The organism is Arthrobacter sp. NPDC055585 (genome assembly GCF_053619115.1).
This window is the reverse complement of sequence record NZ_JBSHIT010000009.1, coordinates 95,703-120,566: the sequence shown is the minus strand read 5'-3', so window position 1 is coordinate 120,566 and position 24,864 is coordinate 95,703. Positions and strand designations below refer to the sequence as shown.

General features: G+C 64.3%; 21 protein-coding genes. 16 read left to right on the top strand and 5 right to left on the bottom strand.

Annotated elements, in window-relative coordinates; all coding sequences use genetic code 11:
- Window positions 1-81 precede the first annotated feature (81 nt).
- Entirely contained in the window at window positions 82-2,220 is a 2,139-nt protein-coding gene (gene malQ / locus ACWGQ2_RS15245; RefSeq protein WP_452018729.1) for a 4-alpha-glucanotransferase, read from the top strand.
- Here malQ and ACWGQ2_RS15240 read toward each other — a convergent pair whose 3' ends face one another.
- Window positions 2,221-2,721 (bottom strand): MarR family winged helix-turn-helix transcriptional regulator, encoded by a 501-nt coding sequence (locus tag ACWGQ2_RS15240; RefSeq protein ID WP_452018727.1) that lies wholly within the window; start codon window positions 2,719-2,721, stop codon window positions 2,221-2,223.
- 91 nt (window positions 2,722-2,812) lie between these two features.
- On the opposite strand from ACWGQ2_RS15240, the gene ACWGQ2_RS15235 reads away from it, so the two are divergent.
- The 8 genes from ACWGQ2_RS15235 (at window position 2,813) to ACWGQ2_RS15200 (ending at window position 12,230) form a co-directional block, all read left to right on the top strand.
- Window positions 2,813-3,739 carry an SDR family NAD(P)-dependent oxidoreductase gene (locus ACWGQ2_RS15235; protein WP_452018725.1) on the top strand — a complete coding sequence of 309 codons (927 nt, stop codon included), beginning with the start codon at window positions 2,813-2,815 and terminating at the stop codon, window positions 3,737-3,739.
- Window positions 3,740-3,755: 16 nt separating this feature from the next.
- On the top strand, window positions 3,756-4,211 hold the full coding sequence (locus tag ACWGQ2_RS15230) for a MaoC family dehydratase (RefSeq protein ID WP_452018723.1): 456 nt from the start codon (window positions 3,756-3,758) through the stop codon (window positions 4,209-4,211).
- Window positions 4,212-4,316: 105 nt separating this feature from the next.
- Window positions 4,317-5,333 carry an ABC transporter substrate-binding protein gene (locus ACWGQ2_RS15225; RefSeq protein ID WP_452018721.1) on the top strand — a complete coding sequence of 339 codons (1,017 nt, stop codon included), beginning with the start codon at window positions 4,317-4,319 and terminating at the stop codon, window positions 5,331-5,333.
- Between the two features lie 116 nt (window positions 5,334-5,449).
- Window positions 5,450-6,991 carry an acyl-CoA synthetase gene (locus ACWGQ2_RS15220; protein ID WP_452018719.1) on the top strand — a complete coding sequence of 514 codons (1,542 nt, stop codon included), beginning with the start codon at window positions 5,450-5,452 and terminating at the stop codon, window positions 6,989-6,991.
- A 67-nt stretch (window positions 6,992-7,058) separates the two neighbouring features.
- A complete protein-coding gene (locus ACWGQ2_RS15215; protein WP_452018717.1) occupies window positions 7,059-7,724 on the top strand; it encodes an RNA polymerase sigma factor in 666 nt (221 codons plus the stop codon).
- Window positions 7,724-8,554, top strand: coding sequence for a hypothetical protein (locus ACWGQ2_RS15210; protein WP_452018715.1), 831 nt, complete (start codon window positions 7,724-7,726; stop codon window positions 8,552-8,554). Before ACWGQ2_RS15215 ends, ACWGQ2_RS15210 begins: the two co-directional genes overlap by 1 nt.
- A 1,009-nt stretch (window positions 8,555-9,563) precedes the next feature.
- On the top strand, window positions 9,564-11,441 hold the full coding sequence (locus tag ACWGQ2_RS15205) for a DUF222 domain-containing protein (RefSeq protein WP_452018713.1): 1,878 nt from the start codon (window positions 9,564-9,566) through the stop codon (window positions 11,439-11,441).
- Between the two features lie 252 nt (window positions 11,442-11,693).
- Window positions 11,694-12,230 carry a metallophosphoesterase family protein gene (locus tag ACWGQ2_RS15200; RefSeq protein WP_452018711.1) on the top strand — a complete coding sequence of 179 codons (537 nt, stop codon included), beginning with the start codon at window positions 11,694-11,696 and terminating at the stop codon, window positions 12,228-12,230.
- 60 nt (window positions 12,231-12,290) lie between these two features.
- On the opposite strand, the gene ACWGQ2_RS15195 is transcribed toward ACWGQ2_RS15200, so the two are convergent.
- Window positions 12,291-13,517 (bottom strand): glycerophosphodiester phosphodiesterase family protein, encoded by a 1,227-nt coding sequence (locus ACWGQ2_RS15195; RefSeq protein WP_452018709.1) that lies wholly within the window; start codon window positions 13,515-13,517, stop codon window positions 12,291-12,293.
- Between the two features lie 287 nt (window positions 13,518-13,804).
- Between ACWGQ2_RS15195 and ACWGQ2_RS15190 the strand changes: the two genes are divergently transcribed.
- On the top strand, window positions 13,805-15,454 hold the full coding sequence (locus ACWGQ2_RS15190) for a TIGR03767 family metallophosphoesterase (RefSeq protein ID WP_452018707.1): 1,650 nt from the start codon (window positions 13,805-13,807) through the stop codon (window positions 15,452-15,454).
- Window positions 15,455-15,456: 2 nt separating this feature from the next.
- On the opposite strand, the gene ACWGQ2_RS15185 is transcribed toward ACWGQ2_RS15190, so the two are convergent.
- A complete protein-coding gene (locus tag ACWGQ2_RS15185) occupies window positions 15,457-16,452 on the bottom strand; it encodes a LacI family DNA-binding transcriptional regulator (protein WP_452018705.1) in 996 nt (331 codons plus the stop codon).
- A gap of 182 nt (window positions 16,453-16,634) precedes the next feature.
- On the opposite strand from ACWGQ2_RS15185, the gene ACWGQ2_RS15180 reads away from it, so the two are divergent.
- The 6 genes from ACWGQ2_RS15180 to ACWGQ2_RS15155 all read left to right on the top strand — a co-directional run bounded on the left by ACWGQ2_RS15180 (window position 16,635) and on the right by ACWGQ2_RS15155 (window position 22,620).
- Window positions 16,635-17,741 carry an ABC transporter ATP-binding protein gene (locus ACWGQ2_RS15180; RefSeq protein ID WP_452018703.1) on the top strand — a complete coding sequence of 369 codons (1,107 nt, stop codon included), beginning with the start codon at window positions 16,635-16,637 and terminating at the stop codon, window positions 17,739-17,741.
- An 82-nt stretch (window positions 17,742-17,823) separates the two neighbouring features.
- Window positions 17,824-19,155, top strand: coding sequence for an ABC transporter substrate-binding protein (locus tag ACWGQ2_RS15175; RefSeq protein ID WP_452018701.1), 1,332 nt, complete (start codon window positions 17,824-17,826; stop codon window positions 19,153-19,155).
- A gap of 3 nt (window positions 19,156-19,158) precedes the next feature.
- Window positions 19,159-20,082 (top strand): carbohydrate ABC transporter permease, encoded by a 924-nt coding sequence (locus tag ACWGQ2_RS15170; RefSeq protein WP_452018699.1) that lies wholly within the window; start codon window positions 19,159-19,161, stop codon window positions 20,080-20,082.
- Window positions 20,079-20,987, top strand: coding sequence for a carbohydrate ABC transporter permease (locus ACWGQ2_RS15165; RefSeq protein ID WP_452018697.1), 909 nt, complete (start codon window positions 20,079-20,081; stop codon window positions 20,985-20,987). The genes ACWGQ2_RS15170 and ACWGQ2_RS15165 overlap by 4 nt, the downstream gene beginning before the upstream one ends.
- Window positions 20,984-21,841 (top strand): HAD-IIA family hydrolase, encoded by an 858-nt coding sequence (locus ACWGQ2_RS15160; protein WP_452018695.1) that lies wholly within the window; start codon window positions 20,984-20,986, stop codon window positions 21,839-21,841. Before ACWGQ2_RS15165 ends, ACWGQ2_RS15160 begins: the two co-directional genes overlap by 4 nt.
- A gap of 17 nt (window positions 21,842-21,858) precedes the next feature.
- Window positions 21,859-22,620 carry an MgtC/SapB family protein gene (locus tag ACWGQ2_RS15155; protein ID WP_452018693.1) on the top strand — a complete coding sequence of 254 codons (762 nt, stop codon included), beginning with the start codon at window positions 21,859-21,861 and terminating at the stop codon, window positions 22,618-22,620.
- 55 nt (window positions 22,621-22,675) lie between these two features.
- Here the strand turns inward: ACWGQ2_RS15155 and allB are convergent, their stop codons facing one another.
- Together allB and ACWGQ2_RS15145 are read right to left on the bottom strand one after the other, a co-directional pair.
- Entirely contained in the window at window positions 22,676-24,025 is a 1,350-nt protein-coding gene (gene allB / locus ACWGQ2_RS15150) for an allantoinase AllB (protein WP_452018691.1), read from the bottom strand.
- Window positions 24,022-24,858, bottom strand: a complete 837-nt coding sequence (locus tag ACWGQ2_RS15145) for a hydroxypyruvate isomerase family protein (RefSeq protein ID WP_452018689.1) — start codon at window positions 24,856-24,858, stop codon at window positions 24,022-24,024. Before ACWGQ2_RS15145 ends, allB begins: the two co-directional genes overlap by 4 nt.
- Window positions 24,859-24,864: the final 6 nt, after the last annotated feature.

Here is a 24,864-nt window from a genome sequence, read left to right as displayed (position 1 = left end):
GCTTTGGCGGTCCGTACCATGCCGCCACTGTCTTTGGCATGCCATAACGCCTAGATTGGCACGCATGACAGTGGAGACCCGATGACCGAACTTAACGACGGCGCCGCACCGGCAAGGGAGCTGCTGGAGCAGCTGGCCGAGGCCAAGAGTGTTGCCACAACCTTCACCGGCTGGGACGGCGGTGTCCAGCAGGTCTCCGACGCCTCCCTGAGCAGTGTCCTGGCGGCCCGCGGAGCACCTGCCTGGACTCAGGAACAGGCCGAGGCATCTCTGGAAGAGGCTGCCCTGGCGCCCTGGCGGCGCACACTGCCACCCGCCGTGGTGGTCCGGCAGCAGCAGCCTGTACCGGTAGCGGTCCGCCTGCCCCGCGATGCGCAGGCCCAGGCCTGGATCACGCTGGAGGACGGTAGTTCCGTGCCGCTTCCCGGATTGCCAGGCCCGGGCCAGGCCGTGGAAACGGCGATTGTGGACGGGACTGAGCTGGAAGCCCGGCAGCTGCAGATACCGGCGGGTCTTCCGCTTGGCTGGCATGTGCTGCATGTTTCCGGTGGCGGACAGGAAGCCGAAGCCGTGCTGGCCGTTACCCCTGACCGGCTGCCGGCTCCCAAAACGGGGGGACGGGCATGGGGCATGATGGCCCAGCTGTACTCGGTGCGGTCCGAACGGTCCTGGGGAATCGGAGACCTGACAGACCTGGCGGATCTCTCAGCCGTGTCCGGCACCGCCGGGGCTGCCTTTATGCTCATCAACCCGCTGCATGCAGCCGAACCGGTGCCCCCGGTGGAAGACTCGCCCTACCTGCCGGCCACCCGCCGCTTCTTCAACCCGCTCTACATCCGGGTGGAAGCCATCGAAGAATACGCCTACCTTCCAGCCTCGGAACGAGCCGCCGTCGAAGCCCTGGCAGCCGGCCGGCAGGCCGTTGACCGCGATGCCCGTCTGCTTGACCGCAACTCGTCCTACGCCGCGAAGCTGCAGGCCCTCCGCCAGGTCTACCAGGTGCACAGAAGCCCCGCGCGGGCCCAGCAGCTTGAGGCTTTTGTCCGCGACGCCGGTCCCGGTCTGGACAGCTTTGCGCTTTGGTGCGCGCTGGCCGCCGAATTCCCGCCGGATTCGCCCGAATGGCAGGAAGGCCTCCACAGCGACATGGCTGCGGCCAAATCCGCCGAACTGGCAGACGAAATCGCGTTCTACCAGTGGCTGCAGTTCATCTGCGATGAGCAGCTTGAATCCGCCCAGCGGGCAGCTGTCAGTGCAGGCATGAAAATCGGAATCGTGCACGACCTCGCGGTGGGCGTCCATCCCGGCGGAGCTGATGCCTGGACGCTGCGTGACGTGCTGTCACCCGACGTCTCGGTCGGCGCGCCCCCGGACATGTTCAACCAGATTGGGCAGGACTGGAGCCAGCCGCCCTGGGATCCGGACCGGCTGGCCGAAAGCGGCTACGGAGCATATCGGGACATGCTGCGCACCATCCTGCGGCATGCCGGCGGAGTCCGGGTGGACCACATCCTGGGGCTGTTCCGCCTCTGGTGGATTCCGCGGGGGCAGGAGCCCGGCCAGGGCGCCTACGTGTATTACGACCATGAGGCCCTCGTGGGAATCCTGGCGCTGGAGGCGCAGCGTGCCGGTGCCGTCGTCATCGGTGAAGACCTGGGCGTCTTTGAACCCTGGGTTCAGGGCTATCTGGCTGAACGCGGCGTGCTGGGAACTTCGATTCTATGGTTTGAGCAGACCGGCGACGGGCCCCGCGAACCGGCAGATTACCGTCCGAGCGCGCTGGCCACGATTGGCACGCACGACCTGCCGCCGGCCGCGGGCTACCTCGCCGGGGAACACGTCACATTGCGGGATTCGCTCGGGCTGCTGAACCGTCCGGTCGAGGAGGAACGGGAACTGGACAGTGCAGCGACCCGGGGCATCCTCGACCTGGCCCGCCGGCACGGCCTGCTGGGTGAAAACGCCTCGGAGCAGGAGACAGTGGAAGCCCTGCACCGGCTCATCGCGCTGAGCCCCTCCGCCCTGGTCGGCGTCGGACTGGTGGATGCCGTAGGCGAACGGCGCACTCAGAACCAGCCCGGCACTTCACGCGAATACCCCAACTGGTGTATTCCGCTGGCCGGGCCGGACGGGAAGCCGGTGCTGATTGAGGATCTGGCAGCCAACCCGCGGTTCCTTTCCCTGACGCGGGTCATGAACGCAGCGCTGGGTGCCGGTTAGCTAGTCCTGCTGGTCGGCGAACGCCACCCGCCGCAGCAGGTCGCGCAGCTGGTCGCGTTCGGCCGGGGTCAAGGCGCTCAGCGCGCCTTCCCCGGCAGCCTGGACGACGGCGGCTGCCTCGGCGTACAGCCTTTTGCCCGCCGCCGTCGGGGTAATGATGTTGGACCTGCGGTCACGCGGGTCGGCTTTGCGCTTCACCGCGCCGCGTTTCTCCAGCTGGTCTACCAGCGCAACGATCTGGCTCGGATCCAGGAACAGGAACTCCGCCAGCTCACGCTGGGAGGGATTCAGGCCGCTGCAGGCGAGGGAAAGGACGGAATAGGAGCGGACCTTCAAGTCCAGCGAGGCCAATTCCTCATTCGCCCGGCGGGAACCCACCGAGCGCGTGCGTGCTGCCAGAAATTCCGTCTCGTTCGCCAGCTCCGACGAATACAGGCGCTCGATTCCAGCTTCTGCGGGCGGGGCTGCATTACGCACAGATGCATCGGCGGTCTCAGTCATGGATCAAGAGTACGCCCGATTTCAACTGTTGACTTTCTCAACTATCTCGGTTGTCATGGTGTGAGACAGGACACATATCTGAGGAGTTCGAATGTCCCTTCAGGGCAAAGTTGCGATCGTTACGGGCAGTGGACGGGGCCTGGGCTTGGCCTACGCCCGTGAGCTGGCCCGGCAGGGCGCGGCAGTGGTCGTCAACGACGTCGACCAGGCCGTTGCAGAAAAAGCCGCCGCCTCCATTGCGGCCGAGGGCGGCCGCGCCGTTGCGGTTGTGGCCCCGGTTGGCTCTACGGAAACCGCGAAGGCCCTGGTGGCTGCCGCGGTGGAGAACTTCGGCGGACTGGACATCCTGGTCACCAACGCCGGGGTGCTGCGGGACAAGTCCCTGCTGAAGATGACGGACGAGGATTTCGATCTGGTGATCAACGTGCACCTGCGCGGAACCTTCACCTGCGTCCGGGAAGCGTACGCGTATTTCAAGGAGAACAACGTGGCGGGAAGGATCATCGCCATCGGTTCTCCCACCGGCCAGCGCGGGAACTTCGGCCAGACGAACTACGCTGCCGCGAAGGCAGGGATCGTGGGAATGGTGCGGACCTGGGCGATGGAAATGAAGAAGGCCGGAGTCACCGCGAACGCCGTCATTCCCGTGGCTGCCACGGCCATGACCAAGACCGTCCCGTACTTTGCGGCCGCCGTGGAAGCTGATGAGCGCGGAGAGGCCATGCCGGACTTCTTCCGCAAGACGCTGGGCTTCGGCACCGCGGACGACGTCGCCGGCCTGATTGCGTTCCTGGCCTCCGATGAAGCTGCCGGGATTACCGGCCAGGCGATCGGCGTGGGCGGCGACCGGCTGCAGCTCTGGTCCCACCCCGAAGCAGTCGCTTCCGAATACCGGGACGGCGGCTGGACCTATGCGGAACTCGCCGAAGCCTTCCCCTTTACCGGCAATCAGCAGAGTGTGGGGGAGAAATTCCCGCCGCTGCCGGCCGACCTCCAGCCCGAGACCGCCACCAACTAACCGCTAGGAAAACCACATGAGTGCCACTGTTGTCACCCTTGAAGAACTGCCCTCTCTGGTGGGCCGGGACCTGGGCTACACCGACTACATCGAAATCACCCAGAACCAGGTCAACACTTTTGCCGATGCCACAGATGATCACCAGTGGATCCACACCGATCCGGAGAAGGCCAAAGACGGGCCCTTCGGCGCGCCGATTGCGCACGGGTTCCTGACACTGTCCCTGATCATTCCGCTCTGGAGCTCACTCTTCGACGTGGAAGGAGTGAAGACCAAGGTCAACTACGGTCTGGACCGGGTCCGGTTCACCAACCCGGTGAAAGTGGGCTCCAAGGTCCGCCTCCACTCGGTGATCTCCGAGGTCACCGAGGTCAAGGGCGGCGTGCAGATCAAGACGTCCAACACCATCGAGATCGACGGCGAGGAACGCCCCGCCGTCGTCGCCGAGTTCCTGGCCCGCTTCTACTCCTGATCCAACCCGCACTCCCGGCCCCGTCCGCGGTCCGGGCAGCACCAACGCAGTACCGGCACTACTCCCCAGCAGTATCCATTTCTCCCCTCAAGGAAGAGGAAAGTCATGAGGCACTTCATTTCCCGGCGGGCCGCGAGGGCCTTCGCCCTTGGCGCCGTTGCAACCCTGGCCCTGGCCGGCTGCGGCGGAGGCAGCCTGTCAGGCGACGAGTCCAGCTCATCCCCGTCCGCTTCGGGGTCCGCTGCGGCTAACGGCGAACTCGAGCAGATTGTGGTCGGCGTTATTGGCATCGCACCTTCCGCGGCCATGCAGTACGGCGTCGATGAGGGCATCTTCGAGGAGCACGGGCTCGACGTCGAACTCCAGACCGGCCAGGGCGGTGCGGCTATGCTGCCGGCTGTCTCAACCGGCGAAATGAACTTCGCCGTCGGCAACCCGCTGACCGTCATGGTGGCCAAGGACAAGGGCCTGGACATGAAGATCGTCACCGGTTACTCCAACTCCTATGCCGAAGGCGAGGACATCAACGGCGTTGTGGCCAGGGCGGATTCTGGGATCACAAGCTTCGCAGACCTGGAGGGCAAGACTGCCAGCGTCAACGCCGTGAACACCCAGGGCGACCTGACGATCATGGAAGCAGCCTCCATGGCCGGCGCGGATCCCACCCAGATCAAGTTCTCCGAAATGCCGTTCCAGGATATGGAAGCGCAGCTGGATCTGGGGAACACAGATGCGATCTGGATTCCGGAGCCCTTCCTCAGCAAGGCACTTTCCAACCCGGACAACGTCCTGGTGGGTTACTCCAACCAGGAGGCCATTCCCGGCATGCCCACCATGGTGACCTTCACCTCCGGCAACTACGCCTCGGCCAACGCGGAAACGGTCCAGAAGTTCAAGGACGCCATGGAAGAGCTCCTGCCGCAGGCCGAAGCCAACATCGATGACGTCAAGGCAGTTCTGCCCGCCTTTATGAACATGCCGGCCGAAGTTGCGGCCAACCTGAAGATGGAGGAGTACGACGCCGAGCTGCGCACCGAACAGCTCAACGACTTGGGCGAACTGATGCTCAAGTACAAGTTCGTCGAGAAGGCCCCCGATCTGCAGGCCATGACGGTCGAATAAAGAGCCGTGCCGGGGCCCGTCTGTACCTCCTCAGGCGGGCTCCGGCACTACCACCTAATCCCACGGGACATCCGGCATATTCGGCACCTCCGGTACGGACGAAGGACGTTTGGAAAATGCAGAACCAGGGCCTTGGCTCATGGATCCACCGGCAGCGCATCAAGTCCGGAGCCAGGACGGCGCTTGTCTTCCGCGACCAGGCAACAACGTATGCGCAGCTGGATGAGCGGATCAACCGCCTGGCCGCAGCACTGCGGGCCGCCGGCGTCGAGCACGGAACGCGCGTGGCGTTCCTCGGTGACAATCACCCCTCCTTCCTTGAGACCTTCTTTGCTGCCGGCTCGATCGGCGCGGTGTTTGTGCCTCTGAACACCCGTCTGGCTCCGCCTGAAATCCAGTTTGCGCTGCAGGATTCCGGCAGTACCGTACTGGTCAACACGCTGGCCCTCGACGAGCTGGCCGTGCGCGGCTCAGTGGACACCGCCGTCGGGCTTCGGCTGATTGTCGACGACGGAAGCGGGGCCGCCCGGGCTGAATCGGGTTCGCCGGCTCAGCCCTATGACTCGGCCTTGGGCGATCCGGCAGGGTTCGCGGACGCTCCGGTGGCGCTCGAGGACGGCGCGATCATCCTCTATACCTCCGGCACCACCGGCCAGCCCAAGGGTGCGCTCCTCACCCACGCGAACCTGGCCTGGAACTGTTTCAACGTCCTGGTCGACTATGACGTCGCGGAGAACGACATCGCGCTGATGATTTCCCCGCTGTTCCACGTTGCGTCGCTGGACATGGGGGTGCTTCCGAACCTGCTCAAAGGAGCAACGGTCGTCCTGGAGACCCGGTTCGAGCCCGGGCGCACCCTGGAACTTATCGAAAAGTACCGTGTCAGCTACATCAGCGGCGTGCCCACCACCTACCAGCTGCTCTGTGAACATCCGGACTGGGCGAAGCGGGATATCAGTTCGCTGCGGAAGCTCACCTGCGGCGGTTCGGCCGTGCCGCTGCGTGTCATCGACGCCTATGAAGAGCGCGGCCTGAGTTTCTCCGGCGGCTACGGAATGACAGAGACAGCTCCGGGCGCTACTGCCCTCCCGCCGTCGTACTCCCGGGAAAAGGCCGGTTCCGCCGGCATTCCGCACTTTTTCACGTCCGTCCGCGTTGCGCGCCCCGACGGCAGTACCGCCGAACCCGGTGAAGTGGGGGAGGTCCAGATCAGTGGGCCAAACGTCATCCGGTCCTACTGGAACCGTCCCGACGCCACGGAGTCCGCCTTCGACGGCGGGGACTGGTTCCGTTCGGGAGACATGGGCTATTACGACGGCGACGGCTTCCTCTTTATCTCCGACCGGCTCAAGGACATGATCATTTCGGGCGGGGAAAACATCTACCCCGCCGAGGTGGAGCAGATCATCAGCGAGCTGGACGCGGTGAGCGGCGTGGCCGTGATCGGAGTGGCGGACGAGAGATGGGGTGAAGTGCCGAAGGCACTCATCACTCTCCGTGACGGTTTCAGCCTCGATCCGGCGGAGGTGGCAGCCCATCTGAACGGTCGCCTGGCGCGGTACAAGATCCCCAAGACCGTGGAGATCGTGGCTGACTTCCCGCGCACCGCCAGCGGCAAGATCCGCAAGGCCGACCTGAAGCGCCAGTACGCCGGGTAGTACTGCGTCTGCCGCTTGTTTGCGGCCCGTGTGAAACACTCGGGCGCATGGTGGACAGGTACGGGGTATGACCCAGTTCCCAGGAAAGCCGGACCGTGAGGCGCGCTTTAGGGTGCTCTATGCGGCCGTGTACCCGGACCTGCTGAAGTTCGTGCAGCGGCGCACGGGTGCAGAGAATGCCGAAGACCTGGTGGCGGAGACGTTTCTGGTGGTCTGGCGGCGCTTTGAAGACGTGCCGTCTGACGCTGGTGACAGTCGTGCCTGGATCTTCGGCATCTGCCGCAACATCATGCTCAACGGCCGGCGCGGAGACCAGCGGCGGAATGCCCTTGGCGTGCGACTTGCTGCTTCTATTCCCGGTTCCTCGGCCGGCATTGATCTGACCTCGCCCGAAATCGACCTGGTCGAGCAGCGGCTGGACCTTGCCCGCGCCTGGCGGCAGCTCTCCGAAGTTCATCAGGAGGCCCTGGGACTGGCGGTGTTTGAAGAACTTACCGGCCCGCAGGCTGCAGCCGTCCTCGGCATCTCCCCGGTTGCCTACCGAATTCGGCTCACCCGCGCCCGCCGGGCGCTGCGGCTGCTGCTGGACCATCTGCCCGTGTCCAGGGTTGTGCCGCCGTCGGGCGATGTGCCCCCGTCGGGCGATGTGCGGCCGCCTGGTGTTGTGCCGCCGTATGGTGTTGTGCCGCCTTCTGCGGCTGTTCAGCCGCCTGCCGTTGGAAGGAAACCGTGATGATGCGAGACCGGGAAATTGATGTGCTGCTGAAGTCTCTCGATGCAGCTGGGGCCCCCCGTGCCGGTACTGAGCGCAGCAGGCAGGATCTGGAGCGCATTCTTGCCGGCGATGCAACCGCTGCGGATTCACGGCCTGTACCGAGCCTGCAGCGACAGAACCGCGGGCAACCGAGCCTGCCGCAGCTGGGCCGGCCCCGGCGGAACCGCAGGCGGATTCTTGTCGCGGCTGCAGCTGCGGCCGCCTTGGGAATGATTGCTGTACCGGTTGTCATGGGTGGCGACCCCGCCTTTGCTAGCTGGACGCAGACTCCGTCGACGCTTGGTCCGGAAGCCAGCGAAAGGGCAGGAAACGCCTGCCGTTCTTCGGACCGGAACACCTCTGAAGAAACTGCCGGAGCCGAAGTAGCTATTGCTGAACGCCGGGGCGAGTGGACCACTGTGGTGCTCTCCGGTCCGGGAAGCTTCTCGGCCATGTGCGTCACTGACGGGTCGCTTTTCGGCGGTTCCTTTGGCTATTCCGGTCACCGTCCCGGAGATGTCGAGCCTGCGGCGCGCGAGCTGTTGCCTACGGCCATGGGCATGGGGTCAACGTCAGCCGGTGAACTTTCAATGGTTGTTGGTGCTGCCGGATCCGAGGTCAGCGGGGTCTCGTATCTCAGCCGTTCCGAGGGCGAAGTCCGGGCCAGCGTAGCAAACGGATACTTTGTATTGTGGTTTCCCGGGAACGAGCTGCGGGACTACCCGGACGAGGGGGTCCTGCTGCAGGTTAGCTACACGGACGGCAGCCAGGCGCAGGTCCGGGTTTCTCTGGACTGGGCCAACAGCTAGTGCTGTGCTGTTGCGGCACGCTGGCTCCGGCCGAGGTGGCGTTTGGGCCAGCGCCTGTGAACCGGCAGCCAAGGCAGGAGAGAGGGTCCGTGTGAACAGGCCGGGCGCGTTTGCGCCCTCGAGGACTGCGCCCGTACCAAAGCGGTTGGCGTGCTGCGTATTTACGGTGGCTCCGCTCTTTGGCCGTACTGGAAAGAGTTTCGGCGGGCCTGGGATTCGGGAAATCCCGTGCCGAGCTGGTCTGCTGGTCAGACCGGGAGGCCTGGAGTCTGGGAATCCCCGGGCTGAGACAGTCTGCTGGCCAGACCGTGCGGCCCGGAGTCGGGAAATCCCGTGCTGAGCTGGTCTGCTCGTCAGGTGGAGCTGGAACCTCGGCTGCCATCAGTGAGAAGGCTGGGCCGTGCTAGAGCTCTATACCGGTAAACCGCTCGCCTTCCGACGATGAATTTCGGGTAGAAGTCCCGTATTTGATGGCCCTGAAAAGGGCCGATTTTGGCCGCGGAATGTCAGTGGCAGCTGAAAGAGTTGAGGTATGAACCGCTCCTCGGACACACCGTTTTCCCGGTCAACGGACCGGGAACGGAACGGTGTGCTGGGGTCGGAGCCGGCGCCGGGTGCTGAACCCAGGAAGGTGCCGGGCGTTGAACCGAGCGTAAAACCCGGCCCAGAACCCTCTTCGCCACCCTTACCGGGCACCGGATCCTCATCGTCGGTCGGGTCGGGCGTTGGCTCCTCTTCCCCACCCGTACCGGGCACCGGACCTTCGGCCCAGGCTGGCCCCGAAGCATCAGCTGGCCCTGGATCCGGCCCCTCAGCTCGACCCGAGTCCAGCCGCGGACCTTCAGCTCGACCCGATTCCAGCCGCGGACCTTCAGCCCGCTCGGGTCCCAGGACATCATCAGGCCCAAGTCACGGGTTTGCGGCTTCCGCCGGTTCTGTGTTCTGCGCCGATCCGGCGAGTGTGGATGACACCGCGGTGACGTCACTGCCGGAGGGGTTCGCTGGCAGGTTGTCGTTCGGTGGTGCCGAGTCCCTGGGCTATGAGGAGACCGTTTCTGCTTTGCAGCGCCTTGGAATGCTGATCTCCTGGGCGCAGGCCCAGCAGGCACATGCCGCGGCCCGCTTGGAGATGCTTTTTGCCCGGGACATTGCCGATGCATCCGGCCGCGAAGAACCAGCTCTTGCCCTGAGTCTCGCGGCTGCTGAAGCGTCAACTGTCCTGAACATTCCGCACATGACCGCGATGCAGCTCATTAGTGAATCCTCCAGGTTGTGTTCGGATGCGCCGGAGACCCTTGCCCGTCTGGCTGAGGGAAAGATCGGTCTCCAGCATGCGCGGATCATCCTCGAAGAGACCCACAATCTCCCTACGGAGGTCCTTGAGGCCCCGGAGGTTGGGCTAGGGACAGGCGCCGGTCCGGCTGGGACGGCCTCCGACGACCTCACTGCGGGGAACCCAGCAGCTGGAAACTCATCTGCCGGGGATTCCGGGCAGCTGGACCTTGGCCTCGATGATCTGGGCGGTCTGCCGGGCCCTGAAGGTAGCGGCGATGACGGGTCCGTCGGTGCTGCGGGTTCTAAGGCCACAGCCGGTAATACTGACACCAATGCCGTCGCCGAGGTGCTCAGTGTCCGGGGCGCGTTTGAGCGCGATCTGCTCACGGAGGCTGAGGGCAGGACTGCTGCCGGGTTCGGCCGCCGTGCCCGCAGGCTTCGGGAATCCCGGTTTCCGGATCTGATTCCGGTTCGTCACCGGCAGGCGAAAGATAAACGCCGGGTGATGTTCCAGCCGCTGCCTGACGGTATGTCCTGCCTCAGTGCGATCATCGCTGCTGAAAAGGGCCAGGCCATGTTCGCTGCCCTCACCGGTGCCGCGAAGGCCGGCAAACGAGCCGGAGACCCCCGCACTATGGACCAGCTCCGTGCCGACACCCTCACCGCGCTCCTCCTCGAAGGCGAACCCAAGGACTCAAACTCCGGCTGTCCCGGTTCTGGTCCGGGCCCGGACGCGGGCAACAGTCAGGACGATCCCGGCGCAGGCACTTCGGCAGGCGGTGACTGCGGCACTGGCAGTCCTACCGGCGGTGACAGCGGCGATGCCATTTCTCCTCGTACCGGCAGCGGCACTCGTACCGGCAGCGGCACTCGCACTGGCATCGTCGGCGGGACTCGGCGGGCGAAGCCCCTGGACACTCCTCCTGAGACCCGGATCGAGACCGATGCCGGTTCCGTCCCCGATACCAATGGACCGCCACGTTCCGCCCCTGCTGCGAAGAGGGCAGCGAAACGTCCTCGCCGGGCGGAGCGGCACCGCAACCGGAATCAAAACCGGTCGAAGGTCCGCACAGAAGTTATGGTCCTGATCAACGCAGATACCCTCGCCGGCATCGACGAGAACACCGCTGAACTCAACGGCTACGGACCCATCAGCGCCGACACAGCACGGGCCATGATCCTCGAGGCCCTGCACTGGACACCCCTGCTCCAAGACCCCACCACCGGTGAAATCCTGAACGTCGGACGCACACGCCGCATCCCCACCGGACTCAAACGCTGGCTCCAAGCACGGGACGGAACGTGCAGATTCCCCGGCTGCTCAGTAACCGTCACCCACGCAGAGATCGACCACACCAAACCCTTCTCCCACGGCGGAGCAACCGACCACTCGAACTTGGAACACCTCTGTCCCAAACACCACCGGTTCAAAACCCTCGGACATTGGAAAGCACGCCAACCAGAGCCCGGAACCATCGAATGGGACTCACCCACCGGCCGCACGTACGCCACCGACCCAGCACTGGCGTTCATGCCCAGTCCACTAGTAACCAGGCCTGACCAATCCGGCCAGAAGGCTAAGCAACCAGACGACGCCCCACCACCGTTCTAGTGACTCGCGGGGCTGGAAGGGCAACGCATCCTGGACACAGGATTCTCGGTGCATGCAGCGGCGGTGCCATCGAGGCGCGGCGGCAGAGGATCCGCTGGGGCAGCACACAGTACTCCAGTACTCCCGCACCGTATTCGTAGGCTCCCGCTCACCCTCGGCCGGAACCACAAGTGAGCCAGTCCTGCCGATAGCCTGGGTCTGTGGCGCTGGTCGCTGCCCAGCCGCCGCGTACTCCGGAAAGGGAACACAGGAATGACAACGAGACTGCTGCTGATCGCCGACACACATCTGCCGAAGCGGGCCAAGGTGCTGCCGCAGCAGGTATGGGACGAAGTGGAAGCTGCAGACCTCGTGGTCCACGCCGGAGACTGGGTCACGGAAGACCTGTTGGACGAGCTGCAGGAACGCTCGCGGGACCTGGTGGGCTGCTGGGGAAATAACGACGGACCGGAGCTTCGAAAGAGGCTCCCGGAAATTGCCCGCACCGTCATCGAAGGCGTGAAGATCGCCGTCGTGCATGAAACGGGTACGGCAAAAGGCCGGGAAGTGCGCATGCAGGACGCGTTCCCGAACACGGACCTGCTGATCTTCGGCCACAGTCACATTCCCTGGGACACCACCGCTCCCAACGGGCTGCGGCTGCTGAACCCGGGATCACCAACAGACCGGCGGCGCCAGCCGTTTTGCACGTACATGATTGCCGAAATCAAGGACGGAACGGTCGACGTCGAGCTGCGTCGGCTGCCGCTGCGGGGCAGGGTGCCTGCGAATCAGGAACCCGCTGCATGACGGGGCGCCCGGCAGAGACTAAATCCGCCGGACACCCCGCACTGTTGCCGGGGAGGAACTTTAGTACGCGTAGAGATCTACGAAGCTGCCCTCCGGAGTGAAGACTGCAATGCTGTCCCCGTTGTTGTTGAGAACAGCAGTTGTCCGGTTGTTGTAGAACCGGTCAGCAGTATTGGTCCCCGGACCGGTGTACACACGGAGCTGCCCGCCGGGGCTCAGCACGTAGCCTTCGCCAACCACAAGCCGGTTGATGACGGCGTCCTGAAGCACATAGCCGCTGACATCAACAGGCGTATTCCCGGTATTGGTCAGAAGGACGTATTCACCGTTTTCTGGCTGCACATCGTTTCCGGAAGGATCCGCAACAACCGTCGAGACTTCTACGCCGTTAGCTTCAGGCAACGGATTCTGGCCCTGCTGGAGCGCGGACAAGACGCCGGGGAAATCGGTGATGATTGAATCCACGCCCAGGGCGGTCATCTCAGTCATGGCCTCGACGCTGTTGACTGTGTAGACATCGAGAGTAAGGCCAGCCGCCTGGACTCGGGCGACATCGGCCGGATCCAGGAGACGGTAGTTGGTGACCAGGCCATCCGCCCACGCCGCCAGGGCAGCCAGCCCCGCGTCGTCGGGAACCTCGCCGATCAGGAGCACGGGGATATGCGGCATCAGATCATGGAAGGCGCGAAGCGAGGCCTCATCGAAAGAGCTGACAACCAGCTGGTCACGGGCGATCAACCGCTGCCAGTAGCGCTTTTCCCCCAGAGCCTCGGCCAGCTTCGCCTCTACGCCCGGTGAGTTTTCAGGAGACTTGATCTCAATGTTGATTCCGGTCCGTGGAGTAGTCACCAGTGCAGCATCGCGAAGGTCTGGAATCGGTTCCCCGGTAAAAGACCCGCCAAAGTAGGAACCGGCGTCAAGGAGGCTCAGCTCCGCGGCGGTGAAAGACGTGATGGGATCAGCAGCCCTCTCGGGAAAAACCTCTGCCACGTTGGTTGTCCGTGCGCCCGTTGCGTCGTGGAAGAGGAAGATCTCCCCATCACTGCTCAGCTGCACATCAACTTCAAACAGGTCCGCACCGAAGGCACGCGCCTGCTCAAACCCGGCAACGGTGTTTTCAGGAGACAGTCCGGCGCTGCCCCGGTGGCCAACGATGCCTGGGTAATCGGTGCTGCCAGGGGGCCCGGCCCGCTCGGCGCCTGCTGCAGGAATTGCTGTGCCCAGGGCGAGTGCAGCCACAAGCGAAACACCGAATGCTGCTGAGGCGCGCGTGTGCAGTTTTCTCATGGAAGATCCTTACTGTCCGGGTGGGCGGCGACCGAGCGGCCGTCATCTGTTCCAGGCCGGGACGTGGTTCCCCGAAACCCATGGGGCACGGATTCCGTCTCCGGCGGGGCTGACAGGCCCCAGTCTGAAACGTTTTAGTACGAGGGTCAAGAGAGCCGGTCCGCTCCGGCCATTGCCTGCCTTAATCGTTTTAGGTACGCTCGCCACAGCTTGCCGGTACTAACTGCGGCAGGGCCGCTGACCGGCAACGGGGCTGGTCAGACCCAACACAGAAGGAGACCACAATCGTGCATGAACCTGCGGCCAAGACGACCGTGCAGCAGACAATCCGCAGGGGCGAAGCAGTGCGCCGGGGATCCGAGCAGCCGTACTACGCACTCGAGCCCGGCCCCGGTGAAGCACACGGCACGCGGACTGAGCTGGCTCCAGAAGGACATCCCCGTGCGAAAGACGCTCCGCAGGAAGACGAAAGCCTGCGGGGACAGCGCCGCAGCATCGCGTACCTGGCGCATCTGACGGACATACAGCTCACTGACGTCCAGTCGCCGGCAAGGCTGGAAGCCATGCATGAGCTTGGGCGCCGCCCCGATACCATGCTGCTCCTGCCCATGATGCGGCCGCAGGAGCTGCTGGCTGCACACGCCACTGATGCTTTGGTCCGGGCGCTCAATCGCGTGGCCACGAGTCCGCAGACCGGCGCTGCTCTCCAACTGGCCGTAACAACCGGTGACAACGTGGATAACATGCAGCTCAACGAAGTCAGGTCCTTCCTGAGCCTGCTCGAGGGCGGCGAAGTGTGCATGGACTCCGGCGGTTCGGCATTTGAGGGTGTCCAGGACGGGCGTTTTCCCTGGGCCTGGGCACCGGAAGACCCTGACAACCCCTGGGGGCGTGCACACGGATTCCCCCACGTTCCGGGCCTGCTCAAGGCCGGGCTGGAACCCTTCATGGCCGCCGGCCTGAACATCCCGTGGCTCACCTGCTACGGGAATCACGACGGACTGGTTCAGGGGCGGGCGCCCCTTACCCCGGAGCTTGGCGCTGTTATGACCGGACACCGAAAGGTGCACGCGCTTCCGCCCGGACCGGTTGCCGACTTCACCGAGCATCCGCTCGAAACCTTCTCCGGTCCCGCGCATCAGGTGACTCCGGATGAAGCCCGGCGGCCGGTCACCAGGGAAGAATTCATCGAAGCGCATTTCCAGCCCACCGCCCGTCCGTCCGGACATGGGCTGGCGGAGCGCAACCGTCTGGACGGGACTGCCTACTACGCCTACGACGGGTTGCCGGGGATCCGGGTCATAGTGCTGGACACAACGAACCCCGCAGGCATCTTCGAAGGCAGCATCGACCGCAGGCAGCTTGCCTGGCTGGAAGAACGCCTCGCAGAGGTGCATGTGCGCCATACGGATGCCGCAGGCCGGGAGGTTCCGGGCGGAGGTGACGAGCGGCTTGTCATCATCACCTCGCACCATCCGCGGACCAGCATGACCAATGACCGCGAGGTGCCCGCAGGGTATTTGGACTCCGGTGACCGTGTCCTTGGTGAGGAAGTTGCCGCCGTGCTGCACCGGTACCCGAACGTCATCGCCTGGGTGAGCGGGCATATCCACCGCAACTATGTTCGTCCCCTGGCATCACGCAGCGGAGGGTTCTGGGAGATCAGTACCTCCTCGGTTATGGACTGGCCCTGTCAGGCACGGCTGCTGGAAGTGGTGGATAACGCAGACGGCACTTTGTCCATCTTCTCCACCGCACTGGACCATGAAGCGCCGGTTGCCCCGGCAGGGACCTCCGGTTCTTTGGAACTGGCAGCGTGGCACCGGGAACTCGCCGCGAATGATCCCATGGGTGTGGGCGGATTCAACGCGCACGGGGAACCCGGGGACCGGAACGTAGAGCTGCTTTTGCCGGACCCCAGGATGAACCGGAGCTGAGACTAATGCGGAGCCGGGCCGGTGGAACTGCGCGAGATAAGTTCCACCGGTTCCACATGGTCACTCAGCAGCTCCGTGTCTGCGAGCCGGGCGAATATGGCGCGTCCAATGGCCTGCCGGTCCAGCCTGATGGTTGTCAGTCCCGGAGCCAGCAGCTCTGAGGTTGGCAGGTCGTCGTGGCCGACTACGGAGAGATCAGTTCCCACGGCCACACCCGCCTGGCGGGCGGCCCGGTACACCGCATGGGCCGTGAAGTCCGAGTTGGTCACCACGGCGGTGGGGCGGGAAGCCTTTGCCAGCCGCTCCGAAACAGCGGCATGAACATGTTCCAGGCTGAGCCTCGTATGGATCGGGTCCGGTTCAATGCCCAGTTCAGCACACCGTTGCTCGAATGCCACCAGCCGGTCATTATCCGCCATCAGGCCCGCAGGGGCGGTGAGAAAACTGATCCTCCGGTGTCCCAGGCCGGCCAGGTGATCGACCGCAAGGTTGACCGCTGACTTGTTGTCCGGTGACACGCAGGTTACGGGAAGATCAGGCGGCCGGACGGCGTTGATAACCACGGTTGCCCGGCCGGGAGCGCCGTTGAGCCACTGGCTGACGGCCCCGCCGGGGCCCACCGGTGCGATGGCGAGGCCCCTCACCCGCTGCCCCAGCAGCAGGTCGACGTGTTCACGTTCGCGTTCGGTGGAGTACTCGGAGTCCACAGCCAGAATGGTGGCGCCCTGTTCGGTGGCCGCGTCCTGGGCGCCGCGGAGGACATCGAGGAAAAAGGGATTAGCCATGTTGCGGATCATTAGCCCATAGGCGTTCGCCGTCCCGGTTCGCAGTGCGCGGGCAAAGGGGTCCGCGCGGTAGCCCAGACGGTCCGCCGCTGCGAGGATGCGCTTCCTCGTGGCGGCAGAGACGCCCGCGCGGTCATTGAGTGCGAAGCTGGCCAGCGTGGCGGACACTCCGGCTTCCCGAGCTACGTCACGGATGCTAGGACGGCCTTTCATGCGAATCCCCTCGCTGCCTTTGCTGTGGTCGGAGCGCGAATTCGCTGCGCCGCTGACAAGCTGGGATCTCCAGCCGTCCACAGTCTAGAGCTAACTGTTGACAAAGCTTAAACGATTTAGTTAGCTGTCCCCAATTAGCAAATACGTGAGCTAAATCATGTCTACGACGGAGTGGGGGAGAAATGTCCGATGTTGAGCTCCGCGGCGTGGAGAAGACATTCACGGACGGAAAAGGCGGCACTACCCGCGTACTGCACGGAGTAGACATCGTCGCCCCGTCCGGACAGTTCGTGGTCCTGCTCGGCCCCTCCGGCTGCGGAAAGTCGACTTCACTGCGCATCATTGCCGGCCTTGAGCAGGCCACAGCGGGCGAGGTGCTGATCGACGGCCGGAAGGTCAACGACGTACCGGCTGCCAAGCGCCACATTGCCATGGTCTTCCAAAACTATGCGCTCTATCCGCACCTGTCGGTTCTCGAAAACATCGTCTTCGGGCTCCGGGTGCGCAAGGTCCCCAAGGCAGAGCGGGAAAAACGGGCAACGGAGGCCGCCGAGAAGGTGGGTCTTGTGCCGTATCTGGACCGCCGTCCCAGCCAGCTCTCCGGCGGCCAGCGCCAGCGGGCAGCCCTGGCCCGGGCCCTTGTAAGCGACGCCAAGGTTGTCCTTATGGACGAACCGCTCTCCAACCTCGATGCCAAGCTGCGCCAGCAGATGCGGATTGAACTCCGCAGCCTACAGAGGGAGCTGGGGCTGACGGTGCTCTACGTTACGCATGACCAGGTGGAAGCCATGACCATGGCAGACCACGTGGTGACAATGCGGGACGGACACGTTGCCCAGGCTGCTTCACCGGAGGAGCTGTATGTGAACCCGGTTGATGCGGATGTCGCTGCGTTCATCGGCTCGCCGCCTATGAACCTGCTGCCGGTCACCCGTGCGGCAGGAGAGCAGATTCTGCTGCCCGGCGGAATCTCCTGGAAGACGGCCCTTCCTGCAGGGTCCGGCCAGGAAATGCTGCTGGGTATCCGCCCGGAAAACCTGTCCCTCACCCACGAATCCGGGGATGCGACTCTTCCAGGAACGGTCAAGGCCACGGAAATGCTCGGTGCTGAAACCCTGCTTACGGTGGATGTCGCCGACGGCCACAGCGTGGTCGCGAGACTGCCCGGCATTGTCCGCGCGGCAGAGGGGGATCCGGTGCTGCTCAAGACGGTTCCCGAGGGCCTCCGCTACTTCGACGCTGCCTCGCGCAAACGGATAACTGCAGTTCCGGAGCCAGCCTCCGCCTGATCCCTGCCCACGCTCCGCACCAGCCGGTCCTGCCGGCATTCATCACTCACCTTTTCACCTGATCGCGCAGAGAGGCCCGATTATGTCCCACCGCAACGCGTTCTCACCGCCCGCACGCACCGTCCGGCCTTCCGTGAAGGCGCTTTCCGTCCTGGCTGCCGGGGCACTGCTGCTCACTGCCTGCGGCGGTGGCGGCAGCAGCACCAATGCTGACGGCGACGTAGAAATCACCATGTACTACCCGGTTGCGGTCGGTGGGCCGCTGACCTCAGTCGTGGACGGTCTCATCGCCGAATGCGAAGACGAGAACCCGGGCATCGCCGTCGAAGCTGTTTACGCCGGCAGCTATGCGGACACCATGACGAAGGCGCAGACCGCAGCGCGGTCAGGTGACGGCCCTGATCTGGCCGTCCTGCTGACGACGGAGCTCTTCACTCTCCAGGACCAGAACCTCATTGTTCCGCTGAACGACATTTCAGACGACCTCGGCTGGGCCGAGGACAGGTTCTACGAACCCTTCCTCAAGAGCGGCAAGGATGCTGAAGGAACACTGTGGAGCATTCCCTTCCAGCGCTCCACGATCGTCCAGTACCACAACAAGGAGCTGTTCCAGGAGGCCGGACTGGACCCTGAAGCTCCGCCCGCCACCTGGGAAGAGCTTTCTGCTGCTGCGAAGACCATCAAGGAGTCCGGTGCGGCGGAGTATGGAATCGAAATACCCTCTACCCAGTTCGGATACTGGATGTTCCAGGCGCTCGCGGTGCAGGCCGGCACAGAAATCACTGACGGGTCCGGCTCCGAGACCCGCTTCGACGATCCGGCCGCCATTGAAGCCATGGAGTACTGGAAGCAGCTGGCGGATGAAGGCCTGATGCCCTCCGGAACCACCGAGTGGGCTTCTACCCCCGAAGATTTCCTTCAGGGCCGCACTGCCATGATGTGGACCACCACCGGCAACCTGACCAACGTACGGACCAATGCCGGGTTCGACTTCGGTGTGAGCCAGCTGCCCGCTAATGTGCAGCCCGGATCTCCCACCGGCGGCGGCAACCTGTACGTCTTTGAGCAGGCGGACGATGATCAGCGCGAAGCTGCCCTGACCATCGCTGACTGCCTCACGCAGCCCGAGCGCACCGCCCAGTGGAGCATCGAGACCGGTTACGTCGCCACCGGACCCGAGGCCTGGGAAACACCGGAGATGAAGGAATACGTCACAGGGTTCCCCCAGGCAGAGGTGGCACGTGAGCAGCTGGACAACGCCGTCATCGAACTCTCCACACACGAGAACGGCCGGGTCGTGCAGATGGTGAACGACGCCATCGCCTCCGTGCTCACAGGCCAGCAGGAACCTGAGGCCGGCATGAAGGCGCTTCAGGAGCAGATCGACGGCGTGCTGGAAACGTACCGGGACTAATCGATGACCCAGGTTTTGGAACAGGCCGCCAAAGAGGCCGACGGCGCCCCCCGCCGTCGGCCCGGGGCCCGCCGGCCGATGGGGGACCAGGCTTTTGCCTGGGCAATGCTGGCACCTGCGTTTATTGTGCTGGTCGCGTTCACGCACTATCCGATCATCCGCGCCGTCATGCGCAGCTTCGAGGACCGCCGGGGAGACGCGAGTTTCGCCAACTATGAGCGGTTGATCAACGATGACGTCTTCTGGCAGGTCGTGAAGAACAACCTGCTGTTTGCCCTGGGCGTGGTGCCGACCAGCATGGCGCTGGCAATTCTGATGGCTGTGTGGGTCAACGGAAAGCTGAAGGGCAAGGGTTTTGTCCGGCTCGCCTATTTCACACCCACCATCCTTCCGATGGTGGCAGTGGCAAGTATCTGGCTGTTTTTCTACTCGCCTGGCCTCGGTCCGGTAACCAAACTCGCCGAGTTCTTCGGGCTGCCCGCGGAGAACTGGCTCGGCAACCCGGACACAGTGATGTGGGCGCTGGTCGTGGTGATGATCTGGAAGCAGGCCGGGTTCTTTATGATTTTCTACCTGGCCGGGCTGCAGAATATGGCGCCGGAGCTGGAAGAAGCCTCGAGCCTGGAGGGTGCCTCCCGGTGGTATCACTTCCGCCGGGTCACTTTTCCGCTGCTGATGCCCACCACCTTGTTCGTCTTCGTCGTGGCGGTCACCGACGCGTTCAAGATCATCGACCACCTGTTCATCATGACCGGCGGCGGACCCAACAACTCGTCCAACCTGCTGCTGTATTACATCTACGACACAGCATTCAGCTTCTTCGACATGCCTTATGCGGGGGCGCTGACAGTGGCACTGGTGCTGATTCTCGGTGCTGTCGCAGTCCTGCAGTTCACCATTCTCGGAAAGCGGGTGCATTACCAGTGAGCCACTCCACCGCCCCGGCTGCTCCGGCTACCGGTACCGGCGCGCCAGCTCCGGCAGCCCCCGGGCGCCAGCAGGCTCCGCGCCGGCGTCGTGCGCCCTTTTCCTTCAGCCGCACGCTTGAAACCGCCGGCGCCTGGCTGCTTGGCGTGCTCTGGCTGCTGCCGCTGGTCTACGCCCTGTGGGCCTCGGTCCATAACCGGGACAGCGCCACCAGCTTTGACCTGACCGCGCCGCTGACGTTTGAAAACTTTGTCACGGTTTGGAACGGGGCACCGTTCGACAGGTATTACCTCAACACCATTCTTCTGGTGTGCGGAATTCTTGCCGGGCAGATCCTCCTCGGGGTGCTGGCTGCCTACGCATTCGCCCGCTTCGAGTTCAGGGGAAAGAACGTCGCCTTCGCCCTGGTACTGGTTCAGCTGATGATTACCCCGGACATTCTGATCTCGGAGAACTACTCCACCATGGCCCAGCTGGGCCTCGTGGACACCATCACCGGTATTGGCTTGCCGTACATTGCCAGCGGATTCGGAATCTTCCTGCTGAGGCAGACTTTCAAGAGCATTCCGATTGAGCTTGACGAAGCTGCGGAAATCGAAGGCTGCTCGAGGTGGGGCAGGCTGTGGAAGGTGTATGTGCCGCTGGCCAAGCCGACCCTCGTGGCCTGGGGACTTGTGTCTGTCAGCACCCATTGGAACAACTTCCTGTGGCCGCTGATCATCACGAACAGCGTGGAGGCACGCCCGCTCACCGTTGGGCTCATGGTTTACAACGGCACGGAATCCGGCATTGACTGGACGCTCCTTTCCGCGGCGACGATCCTGGTGGTGGCACCGCTGCTGATCGCCTTCCTGATCTTCCAGCGGCAGTTTGTCCAGAGCTTTATGCGGGCAGGCATCAGGTGACAGACGGAGCCGCTGCACTCGACTACCCGGTTCCGGCGGACCCGGGAAACGAAGGCGGCGGCTCCGCTCCGGTCCGCGGGATCCTCTTCGATCTGGACGGGACAATGTACCGCGGCACCGAGGGAATCCCCGGCGCCGGGGAAGCAGTCGCGGAGCTGAGGGCAGCCGGAATACGGTGTGTTTTTGCCTCCAACAATCCGACGGCTACATCGCTGGAATACTCCCGCCGGCTGAGTAGCATGGGGATACCCGCCGCTGAGGATGACGTGCTCACCAGCGGCGGAGTGGCGGCCGGATGGCTGCGGAATACCCAGCCACGTGCCTCGGTCTTTGTTGTCGGTGAGGAATCCCTAATCCGGGAACTGCGGTCCGCTGGAGTCCAGGTAACAGATTCAGAGCAGGCTGACGTGGTCCTCGCGGCGTTTGACCGGACGTTCAGCTATGCCAAATTGAATACGGCTTTCCAGGCCCTGCGGCGAGGAGCCCTGTTCGCTGCTACTAATCCGGACACCACCTGCCCAGTCGCGGGCGGAGGCCTCATACCGGACTGCGGTGGAATCACTGCTGCGCTGGAAGCTACGTCCGGACGCAAGGTCGACGTCCTCATGGGCAAACCCTCACCGATCATGGCAAACGCCGCATTGGAACGGCTGGGCGTCGGTGCGGAGGAAGCCCTGATAGTGGGCGACCGCCTGGAAACCGACATACAAATGGGACAGGCCGCTGGCATCCGGACCGTATTGGTGCTGAGCGGCGTCAGCGGAAGCGGGGCAGGCCCCTCGGCAGCCAGCGCAGTGCTGCCGTCGGTCCGCGAACTTCCTGGACTCCTGGGCTCCTGGCAGCCCGCGTCCTGAACGGGAAAGGAAACCGCATGGAATTCTTCTCAGACACCTTCCTCACAGAACTGATTCTTGCTTCATGTGCCTTTGGGCTGTCATGCCTGATCGGGCTGGAACGCCAGATTCGGCAGAAGAGCGCGGGACTGCGGACGCACGCCCTGGTGGGGACCGGTTCAGCAATCTTCACGCTGGTCTCGGCTTTCGGGTTCTCCACGGTGCTGGGCGGGGACGTCATGCTGGATCCTTCGCGCATTGCGGCCCAGGTTGTGTCCGGAATCGGCTTCCTGGGCGCAGGTGTGATCTTTGTGAACCGCGACGTCGTGCGGGGACTGACCACCGCCGCGACGGTATGGATGTCGGCAGCCATCGGCATGGCGTGTGGGGCGGGAATGGTTCCGCTGGCCGTTGCTGCCACGCTGCTGCACTTCATCGCTGTCGGTGTGCTGGCACCGCTGACCCGGTTCCTTCCCACCCCTGACGGCAAACGGACGGTCCGGATCCGCTACCAGGACGGCCGGGGAGTGCTTCGTGACATTCTTGGCACCGCAACCGGCATGGGATTCGATTCCTCCATTCTGGACACACGGCAGATCGGGGGCGATGACGACGCCGCAGCCCAAGTGGTCGTGGAAATGCGTTTCCGGGGGAAGCCGCCGCTGCGTGACCTGCTTAGCCAGTTGAGCGAACTGCCGGGTGTGCGCCGCATCAGCCTGCGGGAAATAGATGAGGACGGGCTGGACGACGATGACGACGCAGCAACGCCCCGCCGCCGCTTGCTTCGCTCCCGACGGTGAGTCCTCCAGGATCACTGCATCTGCGGGACCGCTGGGGAAGAACGGGAACGTCCCGTCACCCCCGGCGCAGCAGCCTGCCGCCCGGCACCTCGCTGCCCGGGGCAACATCGAGCAAGACCTCCGCGCCGCGCACGAAAGTCCGCCGGACGACGCCGGTCAGTTCCCTGCCCGCGTATGGGGTCACGGGGTTGCGGTGCTGCAACCGGACGGGATCCACAATGAATGAATCCCCGGGAGCGAACACTGCGAAGTCAGCATCGGCACCGACTTCAAGCCGGCCCTTGCGTTCCAGCCCGGCCAGATCCGCAGGCCGGCGGGACATCCAATCCACCACTGTTTCCAGCGGAACCCCACGGCGCCGGGCCTCGGTCCAGATAACCGGGAGTCCGAGCTGAAGGGAGGACACCCCGCCCCAGGCCACCCCGAAGTCCCCGTCTTCAAGGTCCTTCATATCCGGTGTGCTGGGGGAGTGGTCCGAGACAATCAGATCGATGGTTCCATCAGCGAGGCCCTGCCACAGCTGCTCCCGGTTGGCCGCATCCCGGATCGGCGGGCAGCACTTGAAGGCGGTGGCGCCGTCCGGAACTTCTTCGGCCAGCAGGGTCAGGTAGTGCGGGCAGGTCTCGGCCGTGACCTGGATACCTTCCTGCTTGGCGGCGGCGATCAGCGGCAGCGCTTCGGCAGAGGACAGGTGCAGGATATGCGCCCGTCCACCGGATCGGCGGGCGGCATCGATCACCCGGGCAATGGCCCTGTTCTCCGCAGCAGGCGGGCGGGAAGCCAGAAACAGGTCGTAGCGGGAGCCGGAAGGCTGCGGCGCCGTGTCGATGACCTGCGGGTCTTCGGCATGGACAATCAGCAGCGAATTAAAGGACGCGATCTCGGTGAGGTCCTTCTCCATCTCCTCCGGCTCCAGATGCGGGAACTCATCCACCCCCGAATGCACCAGGAAACACTTGAACCCGAAGACTCCGGCGTTGTGCAGCGGTCTTAGCGAGGCAGTGTTCCCGGGCACCGCACCGCCCCAGAACCCAACATCCACAAACGCCTGCCCGGCGGCCGCTTCCCGTTTGGCTTGCAGCGCCGCAACAGACACCGTCGCAGGAATCGAGTTCAGCGGCATATCGATAAGTGTTGTGACGCCCCCGGCGGCGGCAGCGCGGGTGGCAGTGGCAAAACCTTCCCACTCGGTACGGCCCGGTTCGTTCACATGCACGTGGGTATCAACCAGACCGGGGATCAGCACCTCATCCGACGCCAGCTGGATTTCGCGGGCACCGCTCAGCCCGGTACCGAGGGGCACGACGGCGGCAATGACGCCGCCGCGGACTCCCACTTCCCACGCACCGGTCCCACCCGCCGCGAGGACCCGTTCCCCTCGGATGACCAGGTCGTACCCGGTCATGGACGTTGCTCCGCAGCGGTGCGGTACGGCTCCAGCCAGCCAAACGCGTCCGCACTGGGACTCTGGTATTCCAGGCTGACGAGCCCGGTGAAACCGGTCTCCACCGCGTCCTGAGTCCACTGCACCAGCGGCAGGTCCCCGGTTCCGGGAGCGCCCCGGCCCGGAGCATCAGCGAGCTGGATATGCCCGAATTCGGCAGCGTAACCCTCGATGAGGGCAGGTATGTCCTCACCGTTGACGGCCAGATGGTAAAAATCGGCCAGCAGCGCAATGTTCTCCTGCCCGGACGCACGCACCTGCTCAATGACGCCGAAGCAGTCTTCCGCGCTGCGCAGGGGATAAGAGGGCAGGCCGCTCAGCGGCTCAAGAAGCACCGTCCCGCCCAGGCCGGCGACGGCGTCTGCGGCAGCCGCAAGGTTCTCCACCGCGCAGCCGGCCCGAACCGAGTCAGCAGTCCCGTCTTCCGGCAGGCCGTACAAGGCATTGAACCCCCGGCACCCGGTCATTCGGGCAATACCGACGGTGGTCTCCAGGCTGGAACGGAACTCCGCAGTCCGCGAAGGGGATGAGAGTGCGCCGCGCTCCCCGGCAGCCATGTTCCCCGCATAAAAGTTCAGCCCGGTCAGCCGTACCCCCGCGTCGGAAACGGACCGCAGGAACGCGTCGACCTCCCGGTCCCCGGGCACCGGTGAGTCGAAGGGCCACCAGAACTCGACGGCGTCGAACCCAGCCTCCGCAGCGGCAGCCGGGCGCTGATACAGCGGAAGATCCGTCAGCATGATTGAACAGTTGACCGTGAGTTTCGTGCTGGGCAGGGAAAACAGAGCGCTCATGGGTTC

Excerpts from the sequence above, each read along its gene's own strand:
- ACWGQ2_RS15145 (WP_452018689.1), bottom strand. The coding sequence starts at position 24,858 with ATGAGCGCTCTGTTTTCCCTGCCCAGCACGAAACTCACGGTCAACTGT.
- ACWGQ2_RS15185 (WP_452018705.1), bottom strand. The coding sequence starts at position 16,452 with ATGAAAGGCCGTCCTAGCATCCGTGACGTAGCTCGGGAAGCCGGAGTG.
- ACWGQ2_RS15180 (WP_452018703.1), top strand. The coding sequence starts at position 16,635 with ATGTCCGATGTTGAGCTCCGCGGCGTGGAGAAGACATTCACGGACGGA.
- ACWGQ2_RS15155 (WP_452018693.1), top strand. The coding sequence starts at position 21,859 with ATGGAATTCTTCTCAGACACCTTCCTCACAGAACTGATTCTTGCTTCA.
- allB (WP_452018691.1), bottom strand. The coding sequence starts at position 24,025 with ATGACCGGGTACGACCTGGTCATCCGAGGGGAACGGGTCCTCGCGGCG.
- ACWGQ2_RS15215 (WP_452018717.1), top strand. The coding sequence starts at position 7,059 with ATGACCCAGTTCCCAGGAAAGCCGGACCGTGAGGCGCGCTTTAGGGTG.
- ACWGQ2_RS15200 (WP_452018711.1), top strand. The coding sequence starts at position 11,694 with ATGACAACGAGACTGCTGCTGATCGCCGACACACATCTGCCGAAGCGG.
- ACWGQ2_RS15195 (WP_452018709.1), bottom strand. The coding sequence starts at position 13,517 with ATGAGAAAACTGCACACGCGCGCCTCAGCAGCATTCGGTGTTTCGCTT.
- ACWGQ2_RS15220 (WP_452018719.1), top strand. The coding sequence starts at position 5,450 with ATGCAGAACCAGGGCCTTGGCTCATGGATCCACCGGCAGCGCATCAAG.
- malQ (WP_452018729.1), top strand. The coding sequence starts at position 82 with ATGACCGAACTTAACGACGGCGCCGCACCGGCAAGGGAGCTGCTGGAG.
- ACWGQ2_RS15235 (WP_452018725.1), top strand. The coding sequence starts at position 2,813 with ATGTCCCTTCAGGGCAAAGTTGCGATCGTTACGGGCAGTGGACGGGGC.
- ACWGQ2_RS15175 (WP_452018701.1), top strand. The coding sequence starts at position 17,824 with ATGTCCCACCGCAACGCGTTCTCACCGCCCGCACGCACCGTCCGGCCT.
- ACWGQ2_RS15170 (WP_452018699.1), top strand. The coding sequence starts at position 19,159 with ATGACCCAGGTTTTGGAACAGGCCGCCAAAGAGGCCGACGGCGCCCCC.
- ACWGQ2_RS15210 (WP_452018715.1), top strand. The coding sequence starts at position 7,724 with ATGATGCGAGACCGGGAAATTGATGTGCTGCTGAAGTCTCTCGATGCA.
- ACWGQ2_RS15225 (WP_452018721.1), top strand. The coding sequence starts at position 4,317 with ATGAGGCACTTCATTTCCCGGCGGGCCGCGAGGGCCTTCGCCCTTGGC.
- ACWGQ2_RS15230 (WP_452018723.1), top strand. The coding sequence starts at position 3,756 with ATGAGTGCCACTGTTGTCACCCTTGAAGAACTGCCCTCTCTGGTGGGC.
- ACWGQ2_RS15240 (WP_452018727.1), bottom strand. The coding sequence starts at position 2,721 with ATGACTGAGACCGCCGATGCATCTGTGCGTAATGCAGCCCCGCCCGCA.